This is a genomic window from Gelidibacter japonicus (assembly GCF_010725055.1).
Taxonomy (GTDB): domain Bacteria; phylum Bacteroidota; class Bacteroidia; order Flavobacteriales; family Flavobacteriaceae; genus Gelidibacter; species Gelidibacter japonicus.
In genome coordinates this window covers 11,083-35,679 of record NZ_BJKB01000025.1, presented here as the reverse complement: position 1 = coordinate 35,679, position 24,597 = coordinate 11,083, and the positions used below count along the sequence as shown (strand labels likewise).

At 36.8% G+C, this 24,597-nt stretch carries 27 protein-coding genes and 1 tRNA gene; 12 read left to right on the top strand and 16 right to left on the bottom strand.

The genetic code is table 11. The annotated features are described in order from the left end of the window. The first annotated feature begins 50 nt into the window (after nucleotides 1-50). The 10 genes from G6N06_RS18340 (at nucleotide 51) to G6N06_RS18295 (ending at nucleotide 6,778) form a co-directional block, all read left to right on the top strand. Nucleotides 51-632 (top strand): RNA polymerase sigma factor, encoded by a 582-nt coding sequence (locus tag G6N06_RS18340; protein WP_163518161.1) that lies wholly within the window; start codon nucleotides 51-53, stop codon nucleotides 630-632. Between the two features lie 2 nt (nucleotides 633-634). Beyond that, the gene (locus G6N06_RS18335; RefSeq protein ID WP_163518160.1) at nucleotides 635-1,372 is read left to right on the top strand and encodes a tetratricopeptide repeat protein; all 738 of its coding nucleotides are present in this window, start codon (nucleotides 635-637) and stop codon (nucleotides 1,370-1,372) included. Nucleotides 1,373-1,456: 84 nt separating this feature from the next. Beyond that, entirely contained in the window at nucleotides 1,457-2,224 is a 768-nt protein-coding gene (locus G6N06_RS18330) for a TatD family hydrolase (RefSeq protein WP_163518159.1), read from the top strand. 2 nt (nucleotides 2,225-2,226) lie between these two features. Then, a complete protein-coding gene (locus G6N06_RS18325) occupies nucleotides 2,227-3,258 on the top strand; it encodes an asparaginase (RefSeq protein WP_163518158.1) in 1,032 nt (343 codons plus the stop codon). A 72-nt stretch (nucleotides 3,259-3,330) separates the two neighbouring features. Continuing rightward, nucleotides 3,331-3,418 (top strand) — tRNA-Ser (locus tag G6N06_RS18320). A 195-nt stretch (nucleotides 3,419-3,613) separates the two neighbouring features. Continuing rightward, nucleotides 3,614-4,399: a MotA/TolQ/ExbB proton channel family protein gene (locus G6N06_RS18315; protein ID WP_163518157.1), complete on the top strand. Its 786-nt coding sequence runs from the start codon at nucleotides 3,614-3,616 to the stop codon at nucleotides 4,397-4,399. Nucleotides 4,400-4,420: 21 nt separating this feature from the next. Continuing rightward, nucleotides 4,421-4,873 carry a hypothetical protein gene (locus G6N06_RS18310; RefSeq protein ID WP_163518156.1) on the top strand — a complete coding sequence of 151 codons (453 nt, stop codon included), beginning with the start codon at nucleotides 4,421-4,423 and terminating at the stop codon, nucleotides 4,871-4,873. A 2-nt stretch (nucleotides 4,874-4,875) separates the two neighbouring features. Continuing rightward, nucleotides 4,876-5,475, top strand: a complete 600-nt coding sequence (locus G6N06_RS18305) for an ExbD/TolR family protein (protein WP_163518155.1) — start codon at nucleotides 4,876-4,878, stop codon at nucleotides 5,473-5,475. 21 nt (nucleotides 5,476-5,496) lie between these two features. Beyond that, nucleotides 5,497-5,976 (top strand): ExbD/TolR family protein, encoded by a 480-nt coding sequence (locus G6N06_RS18300; protein ID WP_163518154.1) that lies wholly within the window; start codon nucleotides 5,497-5,499, stop codon nucleotides 5,974-5,976. 103 nt (nucleotides 5,977-6,079) lie between these two features. After that, the gene (locus G6N06_RS18295; RefSeq protein ID WP_163518153.1) at nucleotides 6,080-6,778 is read left to right on the top strand and encodes a porin family protein; all 699 of its coding nucleotides are present in this window, start codon (nucleotides 6,080-6,082) and stop codon (nucleotides 6,776-6,778) included. A gap of 8 nt (nucleotides 6,779-6,786) precedes the next feature. Here G6N06_RS18295 and G6N06_RS18290 read toward each other — a convergent pair whose 3' ends face one another. From G6N06_RS18290 to mutY, 11 genes are all read right to left on the bottom strand, one after another. Next, nucleotides 6,787-7,395 carry a hypothetical protein gene (locus G6N06_RS18290; protein ID WP_163518152.1) on the bottom strand — a complete coding sequence of 203 codons (609 nt, stop codon included), beginning with the start codon at nucleotides 7,393-7,395 and terminating at the stop codon, nucleotides 6,787-6,789. Further along, nucleotides 7,392-8,852, bottom strand: coding sequence for an RNA polymerase factor sigma-54 (gene rpoN, locus G6N06_RS18285; protein ID WP_163518151.1), 1,461 nt, complete (start codon nucleotides 8,850-8,852; stop codon nucleotides 7,392-7,394). The genes G6N06_RS18290 and rpoN overlap by 4 nt, the downstream gene beginning before the upstream one ends. A 141-nt stretch (nucleotides 8,853-8,993) precedes the next feature. Then, nucleotides 8,994-10,427 carry an asparagine--tRNA ligase gene (gene asnS, locus G6N06_RS18280; RefSeq protein ID WP_163518150.1) on the bottom strand — a complete coding sequence of 478 codons (1,434 nt, stop codon included), beginning with the start codon at nucleotides 10,425-10,427 and terminating at the stop codon, nucleotides 8,994-8,996. Between the two features lie 104 nt (nucleotides 10,428-10,531). After that, on the bottom strand, nucleotides 10,532-12,931 hold the full coding sequence (locus G6N06_RS18275) for an efflux RND transporter permease subunit (protein WP_163518149.1): 2,400 nt from the start codon (nucleotides 12,929-12,931) through the stop codon (nucleotides 10,532-10,534). A gap of 50 nt (nucleotides 12,932-12,981) precedes the next feature. Further along, nucleotides 12,982-14,265, bottom strand: coding sequence for a hypothetical protein (locus G6N06_RS18270; RefSeq protein ID WP_163518148.1), 1,284 nt, complete (start codon nucleotides 14,263-14,265; stop codon nucleotides 12,982-12,984). A gap of 59 nt (nucleotides 14,266-14,324) precedes the next feature. Continuing rightward, on the bottom strand, nucleotides 14,325-14,882 hold the full coding sequence (frr, locus tag G6N06_RS18265) for a ribosome recycling factor (protein ID WP_163518168.1): 558 nt from the start codon (nucleotides 14,880-14,882) through the stop codon (nucleotides 14,325-14,327). 59 nt (nucleotides 14,883-14,941) lie between these two features. Next, a complete protein-coding gene (gene pyrH, locus G6N06_RS18260; protein WP_163518147.1) occupies nucleotides 14,942-15,649 on the bottom strand; it encodes a UMP kinase in 708 nt (235 codons plus the stop codon). 152 nt (nucleotides 15,650-15,801) lie between these two features. Next, the gene (gene gldD, locus G6N06_RS18255) at nucleotides 15,802-16,380 is read right to left on the bottom strand and encodes a gliding motility lipoprotein GldD (protein ID WP_443093410.1); all 579 of its coding nucleotides are present in this window, start codon (nucleotides 16,378-16,380) and stop codon (nucleotides 15,802-15,804) included. Continuing rightward, nucleotides 16,380-17,687: a gliding motility-associated protein GldE gene (locus G6N06_RS18250; RefSeq protein WP_163518145.1), complete on the bottom strand. Its 1,308-nt coding sequence runs from the start codon at nucleotides 17,685-17,687 to the stop codon at nucleotides 16,380-16,382. The genes gldD and G6N06_RS18250 overlap by 1 nt, the downstream gene beginning before the upstream one ends. 25 nt (nucleotides 17,688-17,712) lie before the next feature. Further along, complete coding sequence (locus G6N06_RS18245) at nucleotides 17,713-18,150, bottom strand: single-stranded DNA-binding protein (RefSeq protein ID WP_163518144.1); 438 nt, start codon at nucleotides 18,148-18,150, stop codon at nucleotides 17,713-17,715. A 303-nt stretch (nucleotides 18,151-18,453) separates the two neighbouring features. Further along, the gene (mutY, locus tag G6N06_RS18240; RefSeq protein ID WP_163518143.1) at nucleotides 18,454-19,497 is read right to left on the bottom strand and encodes an A/G-specific adenine glycosylase; all 1,044 of its coding nucleotides are present in this window, start codon (nucleotides 19,495-19,497) and stop codon (nucleotides 18,454-18,456) included. Nucleotides 19,498-19,631: 134 nt separating this feature from the next. On the opposite strand from mutY, the gene G6N06_RS18235 reads away from it, so the two are divergent. Then, nucleotides 19,632-19,922 carry an HU family DNA-binding protein gene (locus G6N06_RS18235; RefSeq protein WP_163518142.1) on the top strand — a complete coding sequence of 97 codons (291 nt, stop codon included), beginning with the start codon at nucleotides 19,632-19,634 and terminating at the stop codon, nucleotides 19,920-19,922. A 318-nt stretch (nucleotides 19,923-20,240) separates the two neighbouring features. After that, entirely contained in the window at nucleotides 20,241-21,782 is a 1,542-nt protein-coding gene (locus G6N06_RS18230) for an Rne/Rng family ribonuclease (protein ID WP_163518141.1), read from the top strand. Between the two features lie 267 nt (nucleotides 21,783-22,049). Here G6N06_RS18230 and G6N06_RS19760 read toward each other — a convergent pair whose 3' ends face one another. The 5 genes from G6N06_RS19760 to G6N06_RS18210 form a co-directional block, all read right to left on the bottom strand. Further along, a complete protein-coding gene (locus tag G6N06_RS19760; RefSeq protein ID WP_205334797.1) occupies nucleotides 22,050-22,361 on the bottom strand; it encodes a hypothetical protein in 312 nt (103 codons plus the stop codon). 92 nt (nucleotides 22,362-22,453) lie between these two features. After that, nucleotides 22,454-22,903, bottom strand: coding sequence for a SprT-like domain-containing protein (locus tag G6N06_RS18225; protein WP_163518140.1), 450 nt, complete (start codon nucleotides 22,901-22,903; stop codon nucleotides 22,454-22,456). Continuing rightward, nucleotides 22,872-23,111: a hypothetical protein gene (locus tag G6N06_RS18220; protein WP_163518139.1), complete on the bottom strand. Its 240-nt coding sequence runs from the start codon at nucleotides 23,109-23,111 to the stop codon at nucleotides 22,872-22,874. Before G6N06_RS18220 ends, G6N06_RS18225 begins: the two co-directional genes overlap by 32 nt. A 9-nt stretch (nucleotides 23,112-23,120) precedes the next feature. After that, a complete protein-coding gene (locus G6N06_RS18215; RefSeq protein WP_163518138.1) occupies nucleotides 23,121-23,624 on the bottom strand; it encodes a hypothetical protein in 504 nt (167 codons plus the stop codon). Then, nucleotides 23,593-24,447 (bottom strand): hypothetical protein, encoded by an 855-nt coding sequence (locus G6N06_RS18210; protein WP_163518137.1) that lies wholly within the window; start codon nucleotides 24,445-24,447, stop codon nucleotides 23,593-23,595. The genes G6N06_RS18215 and G6N06_RS18210 overlap by 32 nt, the downstream gene beginning before the upstream one ends. Between the last annotated feature and the right edge of the window lie 150 nt (nucleotides 24,448-24,597).

Here is a 24,597-nt window from a genome sequence, read left to right as displayed (position 1 = left end):
TACCCCTATATTTGAAACTTTTTTTACTTTAGTAGAAAATACGAGGGTTGATGAGCCAAAAAAGAATTCACGAAGACCAAAAATATATTGAGGGATTAAAGCAAAACAACAGTTTTGTGATTCAATCTATTTATGAAAAATTTGCACCCAAGGTTGTCAACTATATCAAGCAGAATAGTGGTGATGAAGACAAGGCAAAAGATGTGATTCAAGAAACAATCATGACCATATATAATCAGGCTCATGAAAAAAAATTACAGTTAACCTGTCCGTTTGATGCCTATTTTTTCTTGCTCTGTAAACGGAGGTGGTTAAATTATTTAAAGAAAAGTGATACAAAAGGGGTAACAATTAACGAGGAATTGTTATCTGATGGTGACGACGCTGTTGCGCTTGCTTTTGAAACTACATTACATGAACGGCAACATGAGCTGTTTGAAGACATGTTTCAAAAACTAGGGCAGGCTTGTAAAGATCTGCTCAAAGCAACTTTTAAAATCAAATCAATGGAAGAAGTTGCCGAAAGTATTGGAGTGACATACGCTTATGCAAGAAAAAAGAAATCGCTTTGCATAGGTCAGCTCACCAAATTGGTCCAGGCGTCCCCAAAATATCAACACCTAAAACCCTAACCATGCAAGAAGAAGATTATATATTATTTGATGCCTATCTTTCAGGCAGCTTAGATCCTGAAAGCATTCAAGCATTCGAAAATCGACTTGAGTCTGATGCTGATTTTAATTTGGCTTTTAACAATTACCGGCAGGCCGAGGCTTTTTTAGAACACAAGTTCAAAAACGAAGAAAAGACACAACGCTTTAAGGAGAATTTAGAGCAGATTTCTTCTGACTATTTTAAAAAGGAGGCTACAGATAAAACTAAGCTGCGACGTATAAACCCCTGGTACTATTCTGTTGCTGCCGGAGTAATCTTGCTTATTGGAGTGGTGATTGCACAGCAGTTCTCAAGCCCAACCTATGACGACTTTGCTAATTATGGCACGATTAGTTTGACAGTTAGGGGCAGTGAGAATGATTTGCAAAACAAAGCAGAAAAGGCATTCAACAACAAGGATTATAAGGATGCTGAAAAGTATTTGAGCCAATTGCTTCATAAGGATCAAGATAATCTGGAACTACAACTTTATAAAGCAGTTTCCTTGGTGGAATTAAACAAGTATGAAGAAGCTGATGTACTATATCAAACTATAATTCAGTCGCCATCAGTCTATAATAATAAGGCGAAATGGTATTTGGCATTGAGCAAATTGAAGCAAAAGAAAATTTCGGAAAGTATATCAGTTTTAGGATCCATTCCTGAAGATGCAGAAGATTTTGAAAGTGCACAGAAACTGTTAAAAAAATTGGAATAACAAAATTGTAATTTTGGAGCTTCATCTTTAAACACGGTGGTTGTTAATTATTATTAATTGCAAAAGAACTTATACTTTTGCAACATGATTGTTACAGATACCCACACTCATTTATATAGCGATGCTTTTGACGAAGACCGAAAAGCTATAATGGAACGTGCCATAAATGCCAACGTGACGCGTTTTTTTATTCCTGCCATCGATTCCTCTTATACAAAAGCCATGCTTCAGCTGGAAGCTGATTTCCCAGATTACGTTCATTTGATGACGGGTTTACATCCCACGTCAGTTAAGGAAAATTATAAAACCGAATTGAGGCACGTTGAAGATCAGCTTTCCCAAAGAAAGTTTATTGCCATTGGAGAAATAGGCATTGATTTGTATTGGGACAAAAGCACCTTAAACATCCAGGTTGAGGCTTTCAAACATCAAATACGCCTTGCAAAACAGTATCAATTGCCGATAGTGATCCATTGCAGGGATGCTTTTGATGAAATCTTTGAGGTTTTGGAAACTGAAAAATCTGACGATCTATTTGGTATCTTTCATTGCTTTACGGGTACTTTGGAACAGGCCAAACGTGCTATCTCCTTTAATATGAAGTTAGGTATTGGAGGGGTGGTCACTTTTAAAAATGGAGGAGTCGATAAGTTTTTGAATCAAATTGATTTGAAACATATAGTTTTAGAAACAGATTCGCCCTATTTAGCGCCAGCCCCGTATAGGGGAAAGCGCAATGAAAGTGCCTACATTATTAAGGTACTCGAAAAACTATCTGAACTCTACGGACTATCTCAGGAAAAGATTGCCGAAATTACAACTGAAAATTCTAAAGCCATATTTAAAGTCTAACTATGTCCATCCAAAAACCCAATATTTTATTAATATATACAGGAGGAACCATTGGTATGATCAAAGATGCTGATACAGGTGCCTTAAAAGCTTTCGACTTTAGTAATCTGCTCAAACAAATACCAGAATTGAAGCTGCTGGATTGTCAAATCAGGACTATTTCTTTCGAAGTGCCCATTGACTCCTCTAATATGAATCCGGAATATTGGGTTCAAATCGCTGAAATTATTGAGCTCAATTATGAGTCATTTGATGGTTTTGTGGTATTGCACGGAAGTGATACGATGAGTTATACTGCTTCTGCATTGAGTTTTATGTTAGAAAATTTAGCAAAACCCGTCATTTTCACCGGATCTCAATTGCCCATTGGCGATTTGCGTACAGATGCCAAGGAAAACCTGATCACGTCAATACAAATGGCTTCTTTGCGGCAACATGGCAAACCCGTTATCAAGGAAGTGGGATTATATTTTGAATATAAATTATATCGGGGCAATAGAACGACTAAGATCAATGCAGAACATTTTGAAGCCTTTGAGTCCTTAAATTATCCTGACCTAGCCGAATCTGGGGTACATTTAAAAGTGTCAAGGGAGCATCTTTTTAAACCAAATGCCCGTAAAAAATTCAAGGTTCATAAAAAACTTGAAAATAATATTGCATTAATTAAGTTGTTTCCTGGAATTTCAAAACAGGTTTTGGAGTGCATGTTTTCCTCTCCATATATAAAGGGAATTATTTTGGAAACCTATGGTGCAGGAAATACCACTACAGAAAATTGGTTTATCGATCTTATAAGGCAAACGATAAAAAAGGGCATTCCAGTTATAAATGTGACCCAATGTTCGGGTGGAAGTGTCATTATGGGGCAGTATGAAACCAGTTCACAACTCAAGAATATAGGTGTTATTTCAGGAAAAGACATCACAACAGAGGCTGCGGTGACCAAATTGATGTATATGTTGGGAGAGAAAATTTCAGCTAAAACGTTCAAAACCATCTTTGAAACCTCCTTAAGAGGGGAAATGTTTTAAAATTAACGAATAAAATTTTTTACGCCAATATTTTTTTTCGTTATTTGGCAGAGCAATTGAGCTTTAAATTTTAGAGAGGTGGCCGAGTGGTCGAAGGCGCACGCCTGGAAAGTGTGTACACCTCAAAAGGGTGTCGAGGGTTCGAATCCCTTCCTCTCTGCAATTTAATTTTGATGGATAAGCGTTCTATTTGGGTAAAGCCAAATCTTTCGATTGAAATTAATTTTGCAATCCATGGGTAAGATTAAGGATTAACAACAATATTAAATCTGAGATACTCTCCCGTATTTTTATTTTTTAATTGCAATTTTTTTATATCTTTAACACTTTAACTAATAAAATTAAGATCAGAACAATGAAAAGACTATTTTCTACCCTAGCCATTGCAGGAATCATGGCTTTCGGAACTGTAAGTGCAAATAACTATGCGGCTACAGCGTCAATGGCAACTACAACTGTTGCAACTGTAACTCAAGAAGATGATACTACGGCAGCAGCTGGAGAAGAATCACTTGGGTTTCATCAAGAATTAAAGAAACGTTTTATTGAAGGTGGCCCGGGCTTTATGGGTATTGTATTGCTTTGTTTGATTTTAGGACTTGCAATTGCCATTGAAAGAATTATCTATTTAAATTTATCAACCACCAATACTAAAAAATTAGTACAAAATGTAGAAGATGCCTTACAATCAGGTGGTATCGAAGCTGCAAAAGAAGTTTGTAGAAATACAAAAGGACCTGTTGCTTCTATTTATTACCAAGGATTGGATAGGGCAGATGAAGATTTGGATGCTGCAGAAAAGGCGGTTATCGCTTACGGTGGTGTACAAATGGGGCAGTTGGAGAAAAACGTATCTTGGATTTCATTGTTCATCGCATTGGCACCAATGCTCGGTTTCATGGGTACGGTAATTGGTATGATTCAAGCCTTTGATAAGATTGAGGCAGCGGGAGATATGCAGCCTTCACTTGTTGCAGGTGGTATTAAGGTCGCACTTTTAACCACGGTATTTGGTCTTATCGTAGCTATTATTCTTCAAGTGTTTTACAACTATATCATTGCTAAAATAGATAGTATTGTAAATGATATGGAAGATGCATCTATCACTTTGATGGATATGCTCGTGAGATACAAAAGATAAATTGCACAATAAAAGAAAATTATGAATTTACACAAAATATTAAAAATAGTAGCGGCACTTTTGGGTCTTGCAGGGATTATCTTTTTAGTGACTATTCTCTCAAAAGGTGATACGGCAATTCAGTCTGCGGCTACAGATGGCGACAGTGCCATCCTCGATCCGATGATTTATGTAACTTACATTATTTTTGCATTGACCATTATTCTTGTTCTGATTTTCGTATTGCAAAACTTGTTCACAAATACAAGAACTTTGAAAAGTACGTTAATTGGAGTAGGATCCTTTGCAGGAGTGTTGATAATATCGTACGTACTGTCTAGTGGTTCTGATGCTGGAAAATATTTCTATAATGGAGTTGCAGCTACCGAGGGTGAGGCACACATGGTTGGTGCAGGCCTAGTAGCATTTTACATTCTAATTGTTGCTGCCGCAGTAGCAATGCTAATGTCAGGAATCAAAAAAATATCTAAGTAATTATGGCAAAAAGATCAGCACCCGAAGTTAATGCAGGATCCATGGCTGATATTGCATTCTTACTTCTTATCTTTTTCTTGGTGACAACAACCATTGAAACGGATACAGGTTTAAACAGAAGGCTACCTCCAATTGATGATGAGAAAGTGGAACCACCTATTATTAGGCAGAGGAATATCTTTACGGTGCTTATTAACGGAAGAAACCAGCTTATGGTTGAAGATGAGTTAATGGAACTTAAAGATTTAAGAAAAGCAGCTGTTGAATTTTTGGATAATGGTGGCGGTACAGGTGAAGATGCATGTTCTTATTGTAAAGGAAAGAAGGATCCTAATTCATCTGATAATCCGGACAAGGCGATAATTTCATTGAAAAATGAGAGAGAAACCAAGTATGGGATGTACATTTCTGTTCAGAATGAATTGGTTGCGGCTTATAATCAACTGAGAGATAGAAGGGCCATGGAACTTTATGGGAAAACTTTAAAGGAAATGGAGGCCAACTATAACGATGTCAATTGGGTAGGGAATAAAGAAACTTTGAAAGAGAGAATCGAAAGGATTAAAATTGAATATCCTCAAAAATTGTCAGAAGTTCAATAATAATTTAGAAAAACATCAATAATGGCCAAATTTAATAAAAAGAAGTCAGGAGATTTACCGGCAATATCGACAGCGTCATTACCTGACATTGTATTTATGCTATTATTCTTTTTTATGGTGGCAACTACAATGCGTGAGACGACATTGAAGATTGAAAATAAATTGCCCTATGCTGACCAAGTCGAAAAACTCGATAAAAAGGACTTGATAATGTATATCTATATTGGAAAACCACAAGAAGCTTTTCAAGGACAATATGGAAAAGAATCGAGAATTCAGTTAAATGACAAATTTGCTGATTTGGTTGATATCAAGTCGTTTATAGCAGCCGAAAGAGCTTCAAAAAGAGAAGAGCTGGTTCCGTTTTTGACCGTTGCCCTAAAGGTGGATGAAAATGCCAATATGGGCCTGGTAAGTGACGTTAAACGGGAACTAAGAAAAGAAAATGCATTAAAAATAAACTATACTACCAAAAAAGGTGATATATCCGAAAATAGGTAAACGAGTTTATTAGTTAAATAGTCTATAAAGCATCCTGATAAATTGGGATGCTTTTTTTGTGAACTAAATCTAAAGACATGGCATTATCAATTATATTTGTAGTATGAAGACTGTCCTATTTAGTATCCTGTTCTCATGTATGACGTCCATCTTGTTTGCACAGCAACCTGTAGACACCACCTTTGTGGACCATAAGTATAAAGAGGATCAATTCTACTTTTCAATCACCTATGATCTATTGGGTAAAAAGCCTAATAATATCAAACAGAGTGGTTTTTCTAGCGGGATACATTTTGGGGTCATCAAGGACATGCCCATTAATGAACGTCGAAATAAAGCCTTCGGAATTGGTTTAGGACTTTCTGTGAACTCGTATAATCAAAACATGTTAATTTCATCCAATCCGAATGGTGGCTATAACTATGAGGTTATTAATGAGAGTGTGATTACAATCAAAAGAAATAAGTTTACAACTTATTTGGTGGAAGTTCCAATTCAATATCGGTGGCGCACCTCCACAGCCAGGGAGTATAAGTTTTGGCGTATATATACGGGCGTAAAATTGGGTTATCTGCTATATGATTCCTCTAAATTTGTAGGAAGTATTGACGATGTAAAACTTAGTCATATTGATGACTTCAACAAAGTTCATTACGGACTTACCCTTAGTGCGGGATATTCGACTTGGAATTTCCATGTGTATTATGGACTGAATTCTATTTTCAAGGACTCGGCACAATTGGACGGAAAGTCCGTGGACATGAACAGCATTAAGATTGGTTTGATGTTTTACATTCTTTAATCATTGGCCTACAGCCAGTAATTCAGCAATACTATTTGAGGGACCAATCCTACAAAAAAACCAATCAATAGTTCTGTATTATTATGTGCTTTTAAGTGCAATCGAGAGGTTGCAATACCACCCATAACAATACACATTAATGCGATAGTACCGTTGATGTTGATCTTAAAATGGATGCTCAATGCCACCGCAAACATGAAAAAGCCTGCACTGCCAATCATATGAATACTCGCCCTGAATTTTAAAATGGCCAAAACAAGGCAAGTTAATGTGGAAAAGAGAATACCTAAATAATAATAGTATAACTCCGGTATCTCGTCATAAGACAAGACTCTTTTTAAAATCAAGAAAATGATCAATGCGCTTAGAGTCAATGGTATAATGCGTTCCTTGCTCGTCTTTAATTCCAATGATTCTACTTTTTTGATCGTCTTTAGTAAAAAATATAAAAGAATTGGTAGAATGATCGTTAAGATCGTAATCGAAAATACTTTCGCTTTCATTACTGGTTCAGGAATAAAACGAGGTGTTTTTGAGAAATAAAAAATCACCCCAAGTAGGGGCATTAGTAGAGGGTGAAAAATATAGGAGATACTTTTTAAAAGATAGTGAATCATAATTCTTTTCGTAATCGCGCCACAGAAATATCTAATTGTTCCCTGTATTTAGCAACTGTACGTCGAGCTATGGGGTAGCCTTTTTCCAATAAGATAGCAGCCAACTTTTCATCAGTAAGAGGTTTGCGTTTATCTTCATTTTCTATGACGGTTTCGAGTATCTTTTTTATTTCGCGCGTCGAGACTTCCTCACCCTGATCGTTGATCATGGATTCAGAGAAGAAATCCTTGATCAATTTTGTGCCATAAGGTGTATCTACATATTTGCTGTTTGCTACACGGGACACTGTTGAAACGTCCATGCCAATTTCTTCCGCAATATCCTTTAAGATCATGGGCCTAAGCTTACGCTCATCGCCAGTTAAAAAATAATCCTTCTGATAGTGCATTATGGCGCTCATCGTCACAAATAACGTCTGCTGACGCTGCTTGATGGCTTCAATGAACCATTTAGCGGCGTCCAATTTTTGTTTGATGAACATAACGGCATCTTTTTGCGATTTGGATTTGTCCTTGGCCTCCTTATAGCCTTTCATCATATTGGTGTACTCCCGAGACACATGTAGTTCTGGTGCATTTCGGCCATTCAAGGTAAGTTCCAACTCACCATCCACAATTTTAATTGCAAAATCCGGAACAACATGTTCTACAATACGATTATTGCCTGAATAGGAGCCGCCTGGCTTTGGGTTCAGTCGCTCTATTTCCTCAATGGCGTTTTTGAGTTGAAGCTCGGTAATATCAAATTTCTGAATTAATTTTTGATAATGTTTCTTTGTGAACTGATCAAAAGCATTGTCAATGATCTCAATAGCCAATTCTATATCCGGATTTTTTTCCTTTCGGTGCAGTTGGATGCTCAAACATTCCTGAAGATTGCGTGCTCCAACACCGGCAGGATCCAATTGATGGACTACATGAAGTACTTTTTCTATGGATTTTTCATCCGTAAACACGTTTTGTGTAAAGGCCAAATCGTCAGTAATGTCAGCTAAGGATCGTCGGATATAACCACTTTCATCAACACTGCCTACCAAAAATTCAGCGATATCACGTTCATCATCCGTCAATCTGAAGGTGTTGAGTTGATTGGTGAGATATTGGCTGAACGATGTTCCAGCAGCAAAAGGCATGTCCCTATCCTCATCATCTGCACTATAATTACTGACTTGGGTCCTGTAGTCAGGAACATCATCATCACTCAGGTATTCATCCACATTGATGTCTTCACCAATTTGCTCATGCTCTTCATAGTCGTCCTGAGTATTGTCAAATTCATCCAGTTGGTTGTCAAATTCATCCGATTCCTTTCCAGCCTCCAAGGCGGGGTTTTCTTCCATTTCCTGTTTTAATCGTTGCTCAAATGCTTGCGTAGGCAATTGGATCAGCTTCATTAGCTGAATCTGTTGCGGCGACAACTTTTGTGACAATTTGAACTGTAAATACTGCTTAAGCATGGATTTAAAAAGATTTACATTAAAAATAGAAAAAACAATCTACATAAGTAATAAATGGAGATTGTTTTGTGAAAAATTTACGTTTTCAGACCTTACCGCTGGTGGGTTTCAAGTCAAAAGCGGCTTAAGTTTGATTATTATCTAAAAATCGGCGTTATGTGGGGTTCTTGGAAAAGGAATGACATCCCGGATATTTCCCATTCCGGTTACAAACATCACCAAGCGTTCAAAGCCAAGTCCAAATCCTGAATGCACAGCGGTTCCGTATTTGCGTAATTCCAAATACCACCATAATTCTTCTTCATCTATACCCAAGGCTTTCATTTTTTCTCTAAGGACTTCCAAGCGTTCTTCACGTTGTGAACCTCCAACCATTTCACCAATGCCTGGGAACAAAATGTCCATGGCGCGAACGGTTTTTCCATCTTCATTCAATCGCATATAAAATGCTTTGATGTTGGCTGGATAATCAAATAAAATAACCGGGCATTTAAAATGCTTTTCCACTAAAAATCGCTCGTGCTCACTTTGAAGATCCGCACCCCATTCTTCAATAGTATATTTGAATTGTTTCTTCTTATTCGGTTTTGAATCCTTCAAAATGTCGATGGCTTCGGTATAACTTACCCGCTTAAAGTTGTTTTCAATTACAAATTTCAGCTTGTCAATCAGTTTCAGTTCTGAACGGTCGGCTTGAGGCTTAGTTTTTTCTTCATCCAACAGTCGTTGCTCTAAAAATTCTAAGTCCTCACGATTGTGTTCCAAAACATATTTCAGAACCGATTTCAGGAAATCTTCGGCCAAATCCATGTTTCCTGCCAGATCCATAAAGGCAACTTCGGGTTCAACCATCCAAAATTCTGCCAGATGGCGCGATGTATTGGAGTTTTCAGCCCTAAAAGTTGGACCAAACGTATAGACCTTACCTAATGACATGGCATAAGCCTCGGCTTCTAGTTGTCCAGAAACGGTCAAATTGGTTTCTTTGCCGAAAAAATCTTTTTTATAATCCACTTCACCATCTTCAGTCAATGGTGGGTTTTTAGGATCCAATGCACTGACACGAAACATTTCACCCGCACCTTCAGCATCACTTCCGGTAATGATAGGCGTGTGCATATAATAAAACCCGTTCTCATTAAAGTATTTATGGATGGCGAAAGACAGAGTAGAACGCAAACGCATCACGGCACTGAACGTACTGGTTCTGGTACGTAAATGGGCGTTTTCACGTAAAAATTCAAAGGAGTGTTTTTTAGGTTGGATTGGGAAGGTCTCCGGATCAGAATCGCCTAAAATAACAATCTTTTCTACTTGTATTTCAACCGATTGCCCCTTGCCCTGACTTTCGGTCAATTGGCCTTTAATGTGGACTGCGGCACCCGTGGTAATGCGTTTTAAGGTTTTCTCGTCAGTGTTTTCGAAGTCCACAACACATTGTATATTTTGAAGGGAAGAACCATCATTTAAAGCTATAAATCGATTGGCCCTAAAGGTTCTTACCCAGCCTTTAATGTCAACGTCTTCCGATTTGAAATCGGCTTTTAATAGTTCTGCAACAGTTTTAGATGTCATTGTTATAAATTTAAGAGTGCAAAGATAAAAAAAGGCTATGAGGTTTCAAGTACCAAACGATGAAATTGTAAATTCCAACTCATACTATTGGAATTTAAAATTTTTTAATTTGAGTTTTCATCAGTGTCGTCTTCCTCAGGAATAATATTAATGCTGGGCTGCTTCAAGGTTTCCTTGTTGGCAATACTTCTTTCCAAAGATAAAAGTAAGGATGGCAACAACAATAAATTGGACAACATGGCAAACAGTAAGGTGGCAGATACCAAAGCGCCCAAGGCGACAGTACCACCAAAGCTGGAAAGTGTAAAAACTGAAAACCCAAAGAATAGGACGATGGAGGTGTAAAACATACTCACCCCGGTTTCTCGTAATGCGCCATAAACTGATTTTTTGATCTTCCAGTTGTTGGCTTGTAATTCTTGACGGTATTTTGCCAAAAAATGAATGGTATCATCTACTGAAATCCCAAAAGCAATACTAAATACTAAAATTGTAGAAGGTTTTAACGGTACACCCAAATAGCCCATCAATCCTGCCGTAATCAGTAAGGGCAAAAGATTGGGAATGAGCGAAATGACAATCATTCGGAACGATCTGAATAGGTAGGCCATAAATAAGGCAATCAGGAAAATGGCAAGCGATAGGGAGATGGCCAAATTCTTTACTAAATAATTGGTGCCTTTTTGGAATACCAAGGCCTTGCCCGTCATGATGACGTTATAATTTTCGGCCGGAAAGAGTTTATTGATTTCCGTTTGAAGGTCTTCTTCTATCCGTTCCATTTTATCCGTGCCAATATCTTTCATAAAGGTGGTGATCTGCGCATAACGACCTGTACTGTCCACAAAGCTTTTTAAAAGATCGGCTTCTGTATTTGAGTTTTTGGAATAGGATAGGATGAAACTGTTTTCTTGGCTGGTTGGCAACTGGTAGTATTGCGGATTGCCATTGTAGTACGCTTGTTTGGAATATTTAACTAAACTTACCACAGAAATCGGCCGGGATAATTGAGGTATTTCATTAATGCGCTCTTCCAATTCATTCATTCGTTTGAGCGTACTCAAGCGCATGACCCCTCTTTTTCGTTTGGTATCCACCATGATTTCCAAAGGCATGATGCCGTTAAATTCACTTTCAAAAAAACGAATGTCCTTGAAGAATTCAGTATTTTGGGGCATGTCTTCAATGAGACTGCCAGAAATTTTAATTTGGAAAATGCCAATCAAACTTAAGGTCAATAGGCTAACCGCTGTAATGTAGATGGTGATACGACGTTCTTTGACCATACGCGCCATCCAATTAACAAATCCACTGGTCCAACGGCGGTTAAGGTGTTCCAAATGGCGTTCCTTTGGGAAAGGTAAAAAGGTATAAATAATGGGAATAATAAGAATTGAGAGCAGAAAAATGGCAAGAATACTTAGGGATGCCACAACCCCAAATTCTTTTAAAAGTGCACTTTCTGTTAAAATAAAAGTGGAAAAACCTACAGCTGTCGTAGCATTGGTCATTAAGGTGGCATTTCCAACCTTGGTGATGACCCGTTGAAGGGATTTGATCTTATTGCCGTGGTCTTTGACTTCCTGTTGATATTTATTGATCAGGAAAATACAATTTGGGATTCCGATGACGATGATCAAGGGTGGAATCAAGGCTGTTAAGACCGTTATTTCATAGCCCAAAAGTCCAATAATACCAAAGGTCCACATCACACCAAATGACACAACGACCAATGCAATTAAGGTGGCCCTTATTGATCTGAAAAACAAAAAGAAAATGAACGATGTCACAATAAGGGCTGCACCAATGAACAAACCAATTTCATCCACTATGTTTTGCGAATTGAGGGTTCGGATATAGGGCATGCCTGATATCCTGACGTCTAACCCATATTTCGCTTCAAATTTTTCAACATTGGTTTGAAGAATGTCAATAATGAAATCCTTCCGTACTGAGGTGTTTACAATATCTTTTTTGAGATAAATGGCTGTTCTAATGGTACGTGTTTCCTTATTGAAAAGAAAGTTGTCATAAAAGGGGTACTGTTGAAAAAGCTCTTTTTGCAGCGTATCAATCTCGGCTATCGATGATAGGGAGTCTTTAATGAAAGCTTGCAATTCAAATTTTTGCTCTTCAGTATTTTTAACGAGTTTTTGTAAGTCTTTTATTGAAAGAACGGTTTCAACTTCGTCATAATGTTTGAAACTTTCTGAAAGACGATTCCAGGCGTTAAGGTTTTCTACCGAAAAAAGTGAGGAATCTTTAACTCCGAGTACAATGAGATTGCCTTCTTCCCCAAAAATCTCCAGAAACTGATTGTAAGTGATATTGACGTCATGATGATCAGGTAGCAGATTGGCCTCCGTAAACGTAAAGCGCATATTTTTCCATTGCGTACTCAGGAAAAGCGTTGCTAAAACGATGACGATAAGGATGATAATTTTGTTGCGCAAAATCAATCGCGCAACAACTTCCCAGAAACTTTTTGTAGAGAGTTTGGACATAGTGTTTATTGCTGCAACAAAGGTAAAAAAACAAAAGATTAAACTTTTGTTTAAAGACTAATATTAAAAGTGAATTTGGCAGCAATATTATCTGTTAATTTGGGCAGGTGATACGCACCGTAGCGGTAGGCGAAACTTAACCCGAAACCAAATAGGATTTTATTCAATTCAAGGCCAACTTCAGAGTAACCTTTGTTAAGAGTTCCAAAATCAATGTCCTGGTGACGTTCTATATGATCCATATTTCCTAAGGCAAAACGTGAAATGATGACCATTTGCGGTTGCATTCGTTTAGAAATATTAAAAGGTTTCAAGGCGTGTTTGAGTTGAAGAGTTGCAAATCTATCGGAAAAAAATTCGTTGAAATACATGGTTTCAAAACTGTTGATACCTGCAACAGAAAACCGATTCAGGATGGTGGCTTTATTGATATTGTTGGGATAGGTATGGTATAAATGTGTCAAAGGCGTTTTTCCCTTTGCTACACCACCGGTCAATGTAGCTTCTGTAAAAGAGCTGCCCTCAGGATTGAAATCCAGTTTGTATATGGTTCTAAAATCGGCTTTGAAGAAATTGAAATTGCTGCCTAATACATCTTTAAAACTTTTCGAAATTTGTAAACTAAAGTTCGGAAATCCTTCTTTCTCAACCTCATTCTCGCCAACGGGTTCAAATGTATTAAATGGGTTCCATTGAAACGACAATTTGGCGATACTCATGCGAAATTCCTTAAAAGCCGTATTATCAACAAAAAAAGTGTAATCGTAAGTGGTGGTGATGTTGCTTCTTGAGAGTTCGGTTTCTGCCAACAAATAAGGAGTGATTTTGTGCTCAAGAGAAATGTTCTTGGTAATATGGTGATGAAACAGGCTGATGTTCAACAATCGGGGTTCAAAAAATGAAAAAAAACGCTTGTCTGTTAAAAAAGCGGAACTCCCGGTTTCTTGTAGATCGTCAGTGTAGGAAAAATCAATCCACGTATCGGTACGTTTGAATATTCTAAAGCCACCACCAATACTGTATTTGAAGTTATGGTCTTTAAATCCATAAACGACATAGCCATTTAAGCGGTATTTTTCAGAAAGTTGATCGTTGGTCCTTCCGCCCAGACCTGTCCTTATTCCTTCATATTGATTGAATTTGATTAAATATCTTAGATCAATATCGATGTAATTAGTAGGAAAGAAACCATTTCCAATCTGCTTGAAAAACTTACTCTTTCTGATCGAATCTTGTTGAATGATGCTAAGTGTGTCTCCCTTTTTATCGAGAATTTGTGACTGTGCAGACCATATATAACATATAAAAAAAAGGCAAACACAGTATTTTTGCATATATCGATGGATTAATAATTGATTTAAAGCTAAAAAAGCGACCAATGAGTCGCTTTTACTTATACGGTCATGATCTCCTTTTCTTTTATTTCTAGGGCATCATCAATTCTCTTAACGTACTTGTCGGTTAATTGTTGAATGTCCGTCTCTATGCTTTTTTGAAGGTCTTCTGAGAGATCTTCCAACTTTTTGATCTCAGTATTGGCATCTTTTCGCGCACTGCGCACACCTATTTTGGCATCTTCGGCTTCGGCCTTGGCTTGTTTTGCCAATTCACGTCGTCGTTCTTCTGTTAATGGAGGGACATTGATGATGATAAGGTCACCATTGTTCATTGGGTTAAATCCCAGATTGGCGATTTGGATACCTTTCTCAATTTCTTGGAGCATCTTTTTCTCCCATGGCTGTACGGAAATCGTTCTACCGTCAGGCGTATTTATATTCGCCACTTGGGTCAATGGGGTTGGAGATCCATAATAATTGACCATGACACTACCTAACATAGCCGGACTTGCTTTGCCTGCTCTAATGTTTGAAAACTGCTTTTCAAGATGCTTAATGGCGTTTTCCATCGCTTCTTTTGCGCTGTCTAATATAAAATTGATATCGTCGTTCATCATTTAAAGATTTTAATTTTTAAAACATTTCAAAAAATGGGCCAAATGGCTTTTTTGATTTATAAATTCACTTTTGTCCCAATTTTTTCTCCAGAAACCACTTTTAGGAGGTTTCCTTTTTTGTTCATATCAAATACAATAATTGGCAATTCATTTTCTTGACTCAGCGTAAAAGCGGTGGTATCCATTACTTTTAACCCTTTACGCAATACGTCTTCAAATGTGATATGGTCAAATTTTATAGCTGATCTATCTTTTTCTGGGTCGGTGTTGTAAATTCCATCTACACGGGTGCCTTTTAAAATGACATCGGCTTCTATTTCAATAGCTCTTAAAACGGCTGCAGAATCTGTTGTAAAATAAGGGTTTCCGGTACCGCCACCAAAAATCACTACACGGCCTTTTTCTAAATGACGCATCGCACGTCGTCTTATAAATGGCTCCGCTACTTGATTGATATGTACTGCAGACTGTAGGCGCGTCGGAATGCCAGCATCTTCCAGAGCACTCTGTAATGCCAATCCGTTAATAACCGTCGCAAGCATTCCCATATGGTCACCTTGTACGCGATCCATGCCATGGCTCGCTCCTGCAACGCCTCTGAAAATATTGCCTCCACCAATAACAATAGCTACTTCTACGCCTAGTTCTGTAATGGCCTTAATGTCTTCGGCATACTCAGCCAGTCGTTGCGGGTCAATTCCGTATTGACGATCTCCCATTAATGCTTCGCCGGATAGTTTGAGGAGGATTCTTTTGTATTTCATGTGTTTATACATATTGTTTTTCAAAGGTCACATGCTGCTCGCCATTAATCGTTTCGTTGGGTATTAGTATTTTGAGCATGCTCGTTTCATGTGTTCTGTTGAAAAGTTTAGCAAATATAAGGATTATTGTAATTTACAAAAGTAGAAGTTGTTTATTTCCATCTTAAGGTTTCCATGATGTGCTTGATATCTTTTTTCAAATAGTCGGCAGCAGGTAGAATAGAGTCATAATTAGGTTTGGCATAAAAATATAGCGATCCATTCAAAAAATGATTGATACTATCTGTCACATAAAATTGGGATTGCGATGCGGCATTGCCACCAATCTCATAAAACATCCCATAGACCTTATGGTCTTTATTTTCATAAAAATCACCTTCAATGACATCGGCCTTAAGCGTATGTTCCTGGGTAAGGTTCTGGGCATCCCTGATCAGGGGTATAAGATTGTCTTCTGTCACTTTGATATAAGTCAGATAAATGGTCCCCTTTAAAGTCGGATAGTCAATGTTGACACCAAAAGACCTGTTGTTAGGATCCATTTTAACTTTTTTTATGCCTTTGGCTAAGGTGTTTTTTTCAAAAATGAAGGGTAAATCAGCATTTATTTCCTCGTATGCTGCTGGTGGATAATCCAATCGTAAAAAACCTTTTGGTTTCGGTACGGGATCATTTCCGCATGAAAAACAGAATAAAAGGACTAATGAAAAAACAAAAATTTTAGATTTTATCATTTTAGAATGGTGAATTTTACGAGTTTTATGCGCTTTTTATCTAAGGCCTCAATGGTGAAAACATAATTTTTAAAGTTTATTTTGCTGTTTCGCCTTGGGAAAATACCTGATATTTCCAGTACAAAGCCAGCAATAGTTTCTGCTTCACCTTTGTTGTTTTCAAAATCGGATTCATCCTCTAGGTTGACAATCTTATAAAAATCCTTTAATGGTGTTTTGCCATCAAACGAGTAATTGTATTCATCAATCTTACTGTAGGTCAAATCGTCGTCATCAAATTCGTCGCTGATATCACCTACAATTTCTTCAATAACATCTTCCAAAGAAACCAAGCCTGAAGTTCCGCCATATTCATCGACTACCACTGCCAAATGCACTTTTTTCTCTTGGAATTCAGCCATCAAATCATCCAATTTTTTGTTTTCAGGCACAAAAAACGGATCGCGCAATAAGGCTGTCCAATCAAACTGTTTCCTGTCAATATAAGGCAAGAGGTCTTTTACGTATAAAATTCCGATGACATTATCAATGGTTTCTTTGTAAATGGGAATTCTCGAATATCCATTTTTAATGATCTCCGGAATAATTTCAGAATATTTCAAATCGGCATTAAGGGCAAAAATATCAATACGAGGCCGCATGACTTGTTTGGTGTCCGTATTACCAAAAGAGACAATTCCTTGAAGGATTTTGTGTTCTTCCTTTGTGGTTTCATGCTCTCCGGTGAGTTCTAAAGCTTGGGACAATTGATCTACACTGAGATTGGATTTTTGCTTTCCCAACTTGTTGTGGATACCAATAGTAATTGAGCGCATTGGCAAACTGATTGGTGAAAAAAAGACATCCAAGAATCTAACGGGTTGTGCCATGAACATCGCAAACTTGATTCGGTTCCTATTGGCATAAATCTTGGGTATGATTTCTCCGAATAATAAAATCAAGAAAGTCACAACAACCACTTCTAAAGTGAAGCGAATCCAACCAATGGTAATTTGGTGGAAAATGTACTTGCCCACCGATGCAAACAAAATAACGATGGCGATATTGATGAAATTGTTAGCCACAAGTATGGTAGCCAATAGTTTTTTTGGGCGTTCCAACAATCTTGAAATAATTTGGAAAGCCGTCGATTTTTCCTCCAAGCCTTGATCAATATCTGAACGGGTCAAAGAGAAAAAGGCTACTTCGGCACCTGAGATAAGGGCAGAACATACTAGTAGGGCAACTATGAGAATGATACCAATAATAAGCTCTAAGTTACCAGAATATTGAAGGAATAGTAATTGCGTGGGTTCAGGGTCCAATACTAAAGAAATTAGTTAGAATTTTTTAAAAGGGTAAATCATCATCATCTTGTTTAGGGTCGGCAACAGTTGGATTTAGGTTTGTTGCAGATTGTCCTTGGCTTGAAGGATTCTCTTGGTTTTCATTTTTGGTGCTTAAAAACGTAAAATCTGTACATTGGATTTCTGTAGAATAACGTTCAATTCCTTTGTCATCAGTCCATTTTCTTGTTTTGATTCGGCCTTCAATATAAACTTTATCGCCTTTACTCAAATATTTCTCGCAAATTTCAGCAGCTTTATTGCGTACAACTATATTATGCCATTCCGTATTGGTAATGCGCTCATTGGTTTGCTTACTTGTATAAGTCTCGTTGGTGGCTAATGGAAACCTCCCTACACAATTTTTATCGTCAAAATAGTGCATCTTCACATCATCTCCCAAGTGTCCGATTAACATGACTTTATTCAAAGTACCTGACATAGTTATTTTATAATTTAAATGCAAAACTAACCATTTGCATTGATTTTCTTAAAAGTAATGAAAAAATATGACTAAATATTTATTGGTGTTTGAATTTGTTACGCTGGATTGATAATTCTTTTGATGCCATTCTTCAGTACGGGAACATAATAATTCAATAGCCATGGATATTGTTTGCTATCAATTTTTTAATGATATCAATTAGTAGGATTGATTTTCACGGTCAACATGGTATTGGGTAATAAAACCGCCTCTGTGCAGCTCGTTTTTTCTTCGTATGACCTGTGTGAGAAAACGCATAACTTAAACATCAAAAAACTCATCAATAAAATTACTAATCAAAATAGACGTAGGGTAGCCTTTTAAATCGGCAATTGGTATTCCTTTTTGTGGAAGTTGATCAATTTCTACAATCCAAAACTTGGTATGCAGATGTTGGTGCGAAAGTTTGTGAACAATGTCCTTATTATTATAGAGACTAAATTCAAAAGTGGTCTCCCCAAAAAGATTCACTATAAAAGGGTGTTTTTTAAATTCGGAAATCTTGAGTTTTTGATCGGTTTCCAATAAAGGGAACTGATAAAGATTTTGCCAAATGCCTTTGTTTGTTCTTTTTTGAAAAACAGTTTTTTTATCTGTAGAGAGCATCACAATATAATTGAAGTGCTTGGTGCTGACTGTTGTTTTTTTCAACTTGACCGGAAGTTGATCAATTATATTTTTTTGAAGGGCCACACAGCTTTCATTTAAGGGACAGTTATGGCAATGAGGGTTTCGTGGTTTGCATTGAATTGCGCCAAACTCCATAATGGCCTGGTTGTGGTCTGACGGATTTTGATGGTCTATTAAAGAGGTAGCGAGAGTTTTAAATTCTTTAATGCCTTTTGTTGAATTTATGGGGGTATCAATTCCGAAGTAACGTGACAATACTCTATAGACATTGCCATCAACCACTGCTGTAGGTTCGTTGTAGCAAATGGAGGCAATGGCACTAGCCGTATAGTCGCCAACACCTTTGAGCTCTAAAAGATCATTATAAGTGGTTGGAAAAACACCATGGAGATCATTGACAATATATTTGGCAGAGGCATGTAGATTTCGAGCCCTAGAATAATAGCCTAATCCTTGCCAAAGTTTTAAAACCTCGCTTTCTTGGGCGTATGCAAGATCAAAAACGGTCGGATATTTGTCAACAAAAGCATCGTAATAAGGTTGTCCTTGCGTTATTTGGGTCTGTTGTAAAATTATTTCCGACAACCAGATGTAATAGGGGTTTTTGGTATTCCTCCAAGGCATGTCACGCTTATGCCTTGAATACCAATCGATTATTCTTCTGCTGAAATTCATATTTTTTTGTAAAACTGAACAAAAATAAACCTTTACAACGTTAAATTTTAATTAATTAGGCTTGAAATATTGAAATTAAAATGCCTATATTTGCGTCCCTTATAATTAATAGATAAACCCTAAAATTAATAACAATGACAAAAGCTGATCTAGTAGCGAAAATTTCTGAGAGATTAGGAATGGAAAAAGGAGATGTCCAAGCAACCGTTGAGACGTTTATGGACGAAGTGAAAACCTCTTTAGAAGGTGGAGATAATGTTTACCTAAGAGGTTTCGGAAGCTTTATAATCAAAACAAGAGCGGAAAAAACAGGTAGAAACATTTCTAAAAATACCACTATCAAAATACCAGCACACAACATTCCAGCATTTAAGCCTGCAAAAGTATTTGTAGAAAGTGTAAAAATGAATGTTGAAGTAGAGTAACAACATTAAAGGAAATATTAATCTAAAAAAAGACTTGATTTATGCCAAGTGGTAAAAAAAGAAAAAGACATAAGGTAGCGACGCATAAGCGTAAAAAACGTAGACGCGCTAACCGTCACAAAAAGAAAAAGTAGTTGTAAAACTACTTTTTCGGCTTTAAAGTAAAGTTCTTTGATATAAAATTTATGCTTGGCCGCTGATTGTGGTCTAGATAGATTTACCGGAATTATCCCGATAAATTATCGGGAGTCCTGTGTCAAAAAATTTAGTATAATCCATCTGTTGTAATGTATGTTGCAACGGATTTAAATTAACAACATGGATAAAGAATTAATTATTCGTTCGAGTTCAGATTTTGTTGATTTTGCCTTATTAAAAGATGGAAAACTTATTGAATTGCATAAAGATGAAGAGGATAACAACTTTGCGGTTGGTGATGTGTTTATCGCCAAAATCCGTAAAGCTGTTCCTGGGCTAAATGCTGCATTTGTTAATGTAGGTTATGAAAAAGATGCATTTTTGCACTATCATGATTTAGGCCCAAAATTACCTTCACTTTTGAAATTCGTAAAACGTGTAAGCACAGGGAAACACACAGATTTTCTACTCAAAAATTTTCAATTTGAAAAAGATATTGACAAAGACGGCAGTATTGCTGACGCCTTAAAATCCAATCAATCCCTCTTGGTCCAAATTGTAAAAGAACCTATTTCAACCAAGGGACCTCGTTTAAGCAGCGAGTTGTCAATTGCCGGAAGGTATATTGTTTTGGTACCATTTTCTGACCGAATTTCTATTTCTCAAAAGATAGAGTCAAAGGAAGAAAAAGATCGTTTAAAACGTTTGGTCAAAAGCATTACTCCGAAAGGCTTTGGCGTTATTGTCCGAACCGTTGCTGAAGGCAAAAAAGTTGCAGAGTTAGACACTGATTTGCAGAATTTGTTGGGCCGTTGGACCACAATGTGCAGAAAGCTGCACAAAGCACCCCATCCAAGTAAAGTGCTTGGAGAAATGAACAAAGCATCCTCAATTTTGAGGGATATTTTTAATGATTCGTTCTCAAGTATAGTGGTGGATGATGAGGAACTTTATATGCAAATCAAAGATTATGTGCATCAAATTGCACCAAAAAAGGAATCAATTGTAAAGCATTATCAGAATGGCGTGCCCATTTTTGAAAAATATGGTATTGAGAGACAAATCAAGACCTCCTTCGGGCGTACAGTATCGATGGCAAAAGGCGCCTATATTGTGATAGAACACACCGAAGCACTCCATGTGATTGATGTGAACAGTGGCAATCGATCCAACAAAGAAAAAAATCAAGAGGATACTGCTTTAGAAGTCAATTTAATTTCAGCTACTGAAATTGCCCGACAGTTGCGTTTACGCGATATGGGTGGCATTATTGTGGTGGATTTTATTGACATGTCCAAGGCAGAGAATCGGAAAAAACTGTACAATCATCTTCGTGACGAAATGAAAGATGATAAAGCAAAGCATAAGATATTACCTCCTAGCAAATTCGGTCTGATCCAAATAACAAGGCAGCGCGTGCGCCCAGAAAGGAATATTGAAACAAAAGAAGAAAATCCCGATGGCAGCGGTGATGAAATTGAAGCACCAATTAAAGTGGTTCAACGCATCCAGCAGGACATGGAACGGATTTTCAAAAAAGACTACAAAAAGGTGACCTTAAACACACATCCTTTTATAGCAGCCTTTTTGACCAAAGGATTCCCGTCCATCAGGTCAAAATGGTTTTTAGAACATAAAAAATGGGTAAAAGTACTGCCCAGAGATGCTTACACATATCTTGAATACCATTTTTTTGATAAAAATGGAGACAAAATCGATTAATAATCAAACCCCTTTTTTTAAATAAAAAGGGGTTTTTTTATGCCTAATTTTAGCGATAGGGTGACCTCCTATCCCCACGCTGGCGTCGCTTGCAGCCAGTGCCTCTTGTTTCATAATTTTAAAAAAAGGTCGTTATTAAGATTGTTACTTCAGTAGATAGCTATACTCTTGTTCAGCTTATTATCTCAAGGCTTTCAATTATAGAGACTGGAACAATTTTGAATATTTTTCTTCTTTTATTATTAGAATTAAGTTGACACCTTTTAATCATTTAAAATCAATATTAAAAAAATCTTTTTTGGAGGTAAGTTCAATTTCTTTAATGCTCTTTGTTTCGTATATTTTATCAACTGATTTTTTTTTAAATAACCTCACATTATGCGTATAGCTCATTCCATAATATTCTTTTTTCTTATTTCGCTCCACATATTCACAGTCCTTAAAGTCATCATATAATAGATAAATTTCTTCGTTTTTCGAACAATTGTAAAAAAGCAGGAAGCACAAATATATAGCAATTAAGTGCGCTGTCCGAAATTTTAAAGTTTTGTTCTGATCAGTTTTTACAGTTGGTATCATTATTTCTGGATTTAGTTTTAATGCTGTTTAATGTGTTTTATTGAGCAGCGGTTAGGTCAAATATACCTTGGGAAGCTAATATTTGATAATCCTCAAAAAGTCACAAAAGTTATTATTTTTAGTGCGGTCGGCATTCGGATAATAAATTTATCTCGCATGATATCATGACTGTAGTCAGCCAAACCTTTCTCATGTATGTACTGACTATAAAGTTCTTTGAACGAAGCATTGTAGTTGTTATAATGTTTTCCTAAAAATGCATGTGCAATTTCATGAACCAGAATTGCAGCAACCTCAATTGATGATAATTGATTCGTTATTTTAGCATTAAAATGAATTTGAATATTCCCGCTTTCTTTATCTAAGACTGTTTTACCTCCATTAGAATTAGGTAGGTTCGTCGCCATCTTAATCGTTAACTCGTTATTGCCAATATTACCATTTTCGAACTCTATGAATAACTGGGTGATTAAATTGTGTGGGTTTCGAATCCCGCTCTTTAATAATTTATCATAAACATTTTGCTTTGCCCGTAAGCTCATTGATAATTTCAAGATCAAAATCCACCTCCCCTCCATAAATTGCACCGCCACCAAAATTCCAATTGTTCTCGCAGCCCACTTCATAATTACCCTGATTTTGACCGCCATCAGTTGGATACATATAAGAGATAGAGACATAAGGTGTTGGTGGTGATGGCGCTCTGGTTTCTATGATTACTGTAAAATAACGCTTATTGAAAAAACTCACTTTGCGATGTTAATGATCAACAATAGTAATACCGACCTTGTAGGAGACATATTCATTATCATCTATTTTTTTTAAGAAATAGATGTCTTTAAAATCATAATCTTGTTTCGCTATCTTTTTCCAGCTATTATTGAGGATCCATTCATAATCCACCAAGTTCAGTCTGTCAATATCGCAGCTTGATGCCTTAAGTCTTTCTGCTGCGAGAACTTCAAAGGTTAATTTTCTAACTTTAATGTTAAGATTGTCCCTACCACTTGCCGGATCAAAATGATAGCTGCCATTCTTTTTTGCTTCTTCAACTTTTTTTTGGTGGTATTGATACTCTTCTCTATTATATATAGTAATATAGGTTCTATTCAGATCGAAATTACCAGCAATGTAATAGTCCAAATCAGCATTGTTTAATACAAGATATACATCTTCTTTTTTTTGAGAAAAGGATATTATGGAGTGTGAAAGCATTATCAAAAGCACAATCTTAATGACATTCATTTTTTTTAGATTTTTCATAATTTGCAATGACAGTTATTATTCGTGTTTTCTCCTTTTTTGCGTATGCGGGGTCGGCATATTGATTTTCCCAAGCTTTCGTATTAAGCAACCCGTTCCAGGCTAGATCTTTATAGAACTGATCCGAATGAGTTTCCCCAATCGAAGTGGCATATTCTTTCATGCCTAATTCCAATGCCTCTCGATAATATTTTGCCATATAATTATGGTAAGGATTACTTGGGTCTTCATTGTATGTATCAAAAAGCGAAGGAAAATTTGCTCGTGAGCCGTCAGGGAGTTGCCATTCTCCATTAACCAATGAAACTCCGCTAGTGGTTTTAACTTTTCTATAAATTTCGGCGTGGATCGCCTCATGTAAAATTGTTCGGACCAAGGCTAAAGATGGTCTATTGTTTGCCTGTTCTGTATTTAGAGTTATATTGATATTATACGAATTGCCGTAATATGTTTTTGCATTTACCAATTCACTTTTTGGATTATAATCATCAAGTCTCAAATTGGATTTTTGATTTATAATCAAGTTTATAGGAGTTTTACCTTTAAATCGTTCTATAGTTTTTTGTAATATGGAATTGTTTTTTAGTTTTAAATAAGTGCAATTTGCTTTTCCAGTAAGGTTATTGATAATTTCCACAACATCCCCACCATAAATTCCACCACCACCGAAATTCCAGTTATTCTCGCAGCCCACTTCACAATTACCCTGATTTTGACCGCCACCAGTTGGATACATATAGGCGATTGAGACATAAGGTGTTGGTGGTGATGGCGCTCTGGTTTCTATGATTACTGTAAAATAACGCTTATTGAAAAAACTCACTTTGCGATGTTAATGATCAACAATAGTAATACCGACCTTGTAGGAGACATATTCATTATCATCTATTTTTTTTAAGAAATAGATGTCTTTAAAAACATAATCTTGTTTCGCTATCTTTTTCCAACTATTATTGAGGATCCATTCATAATC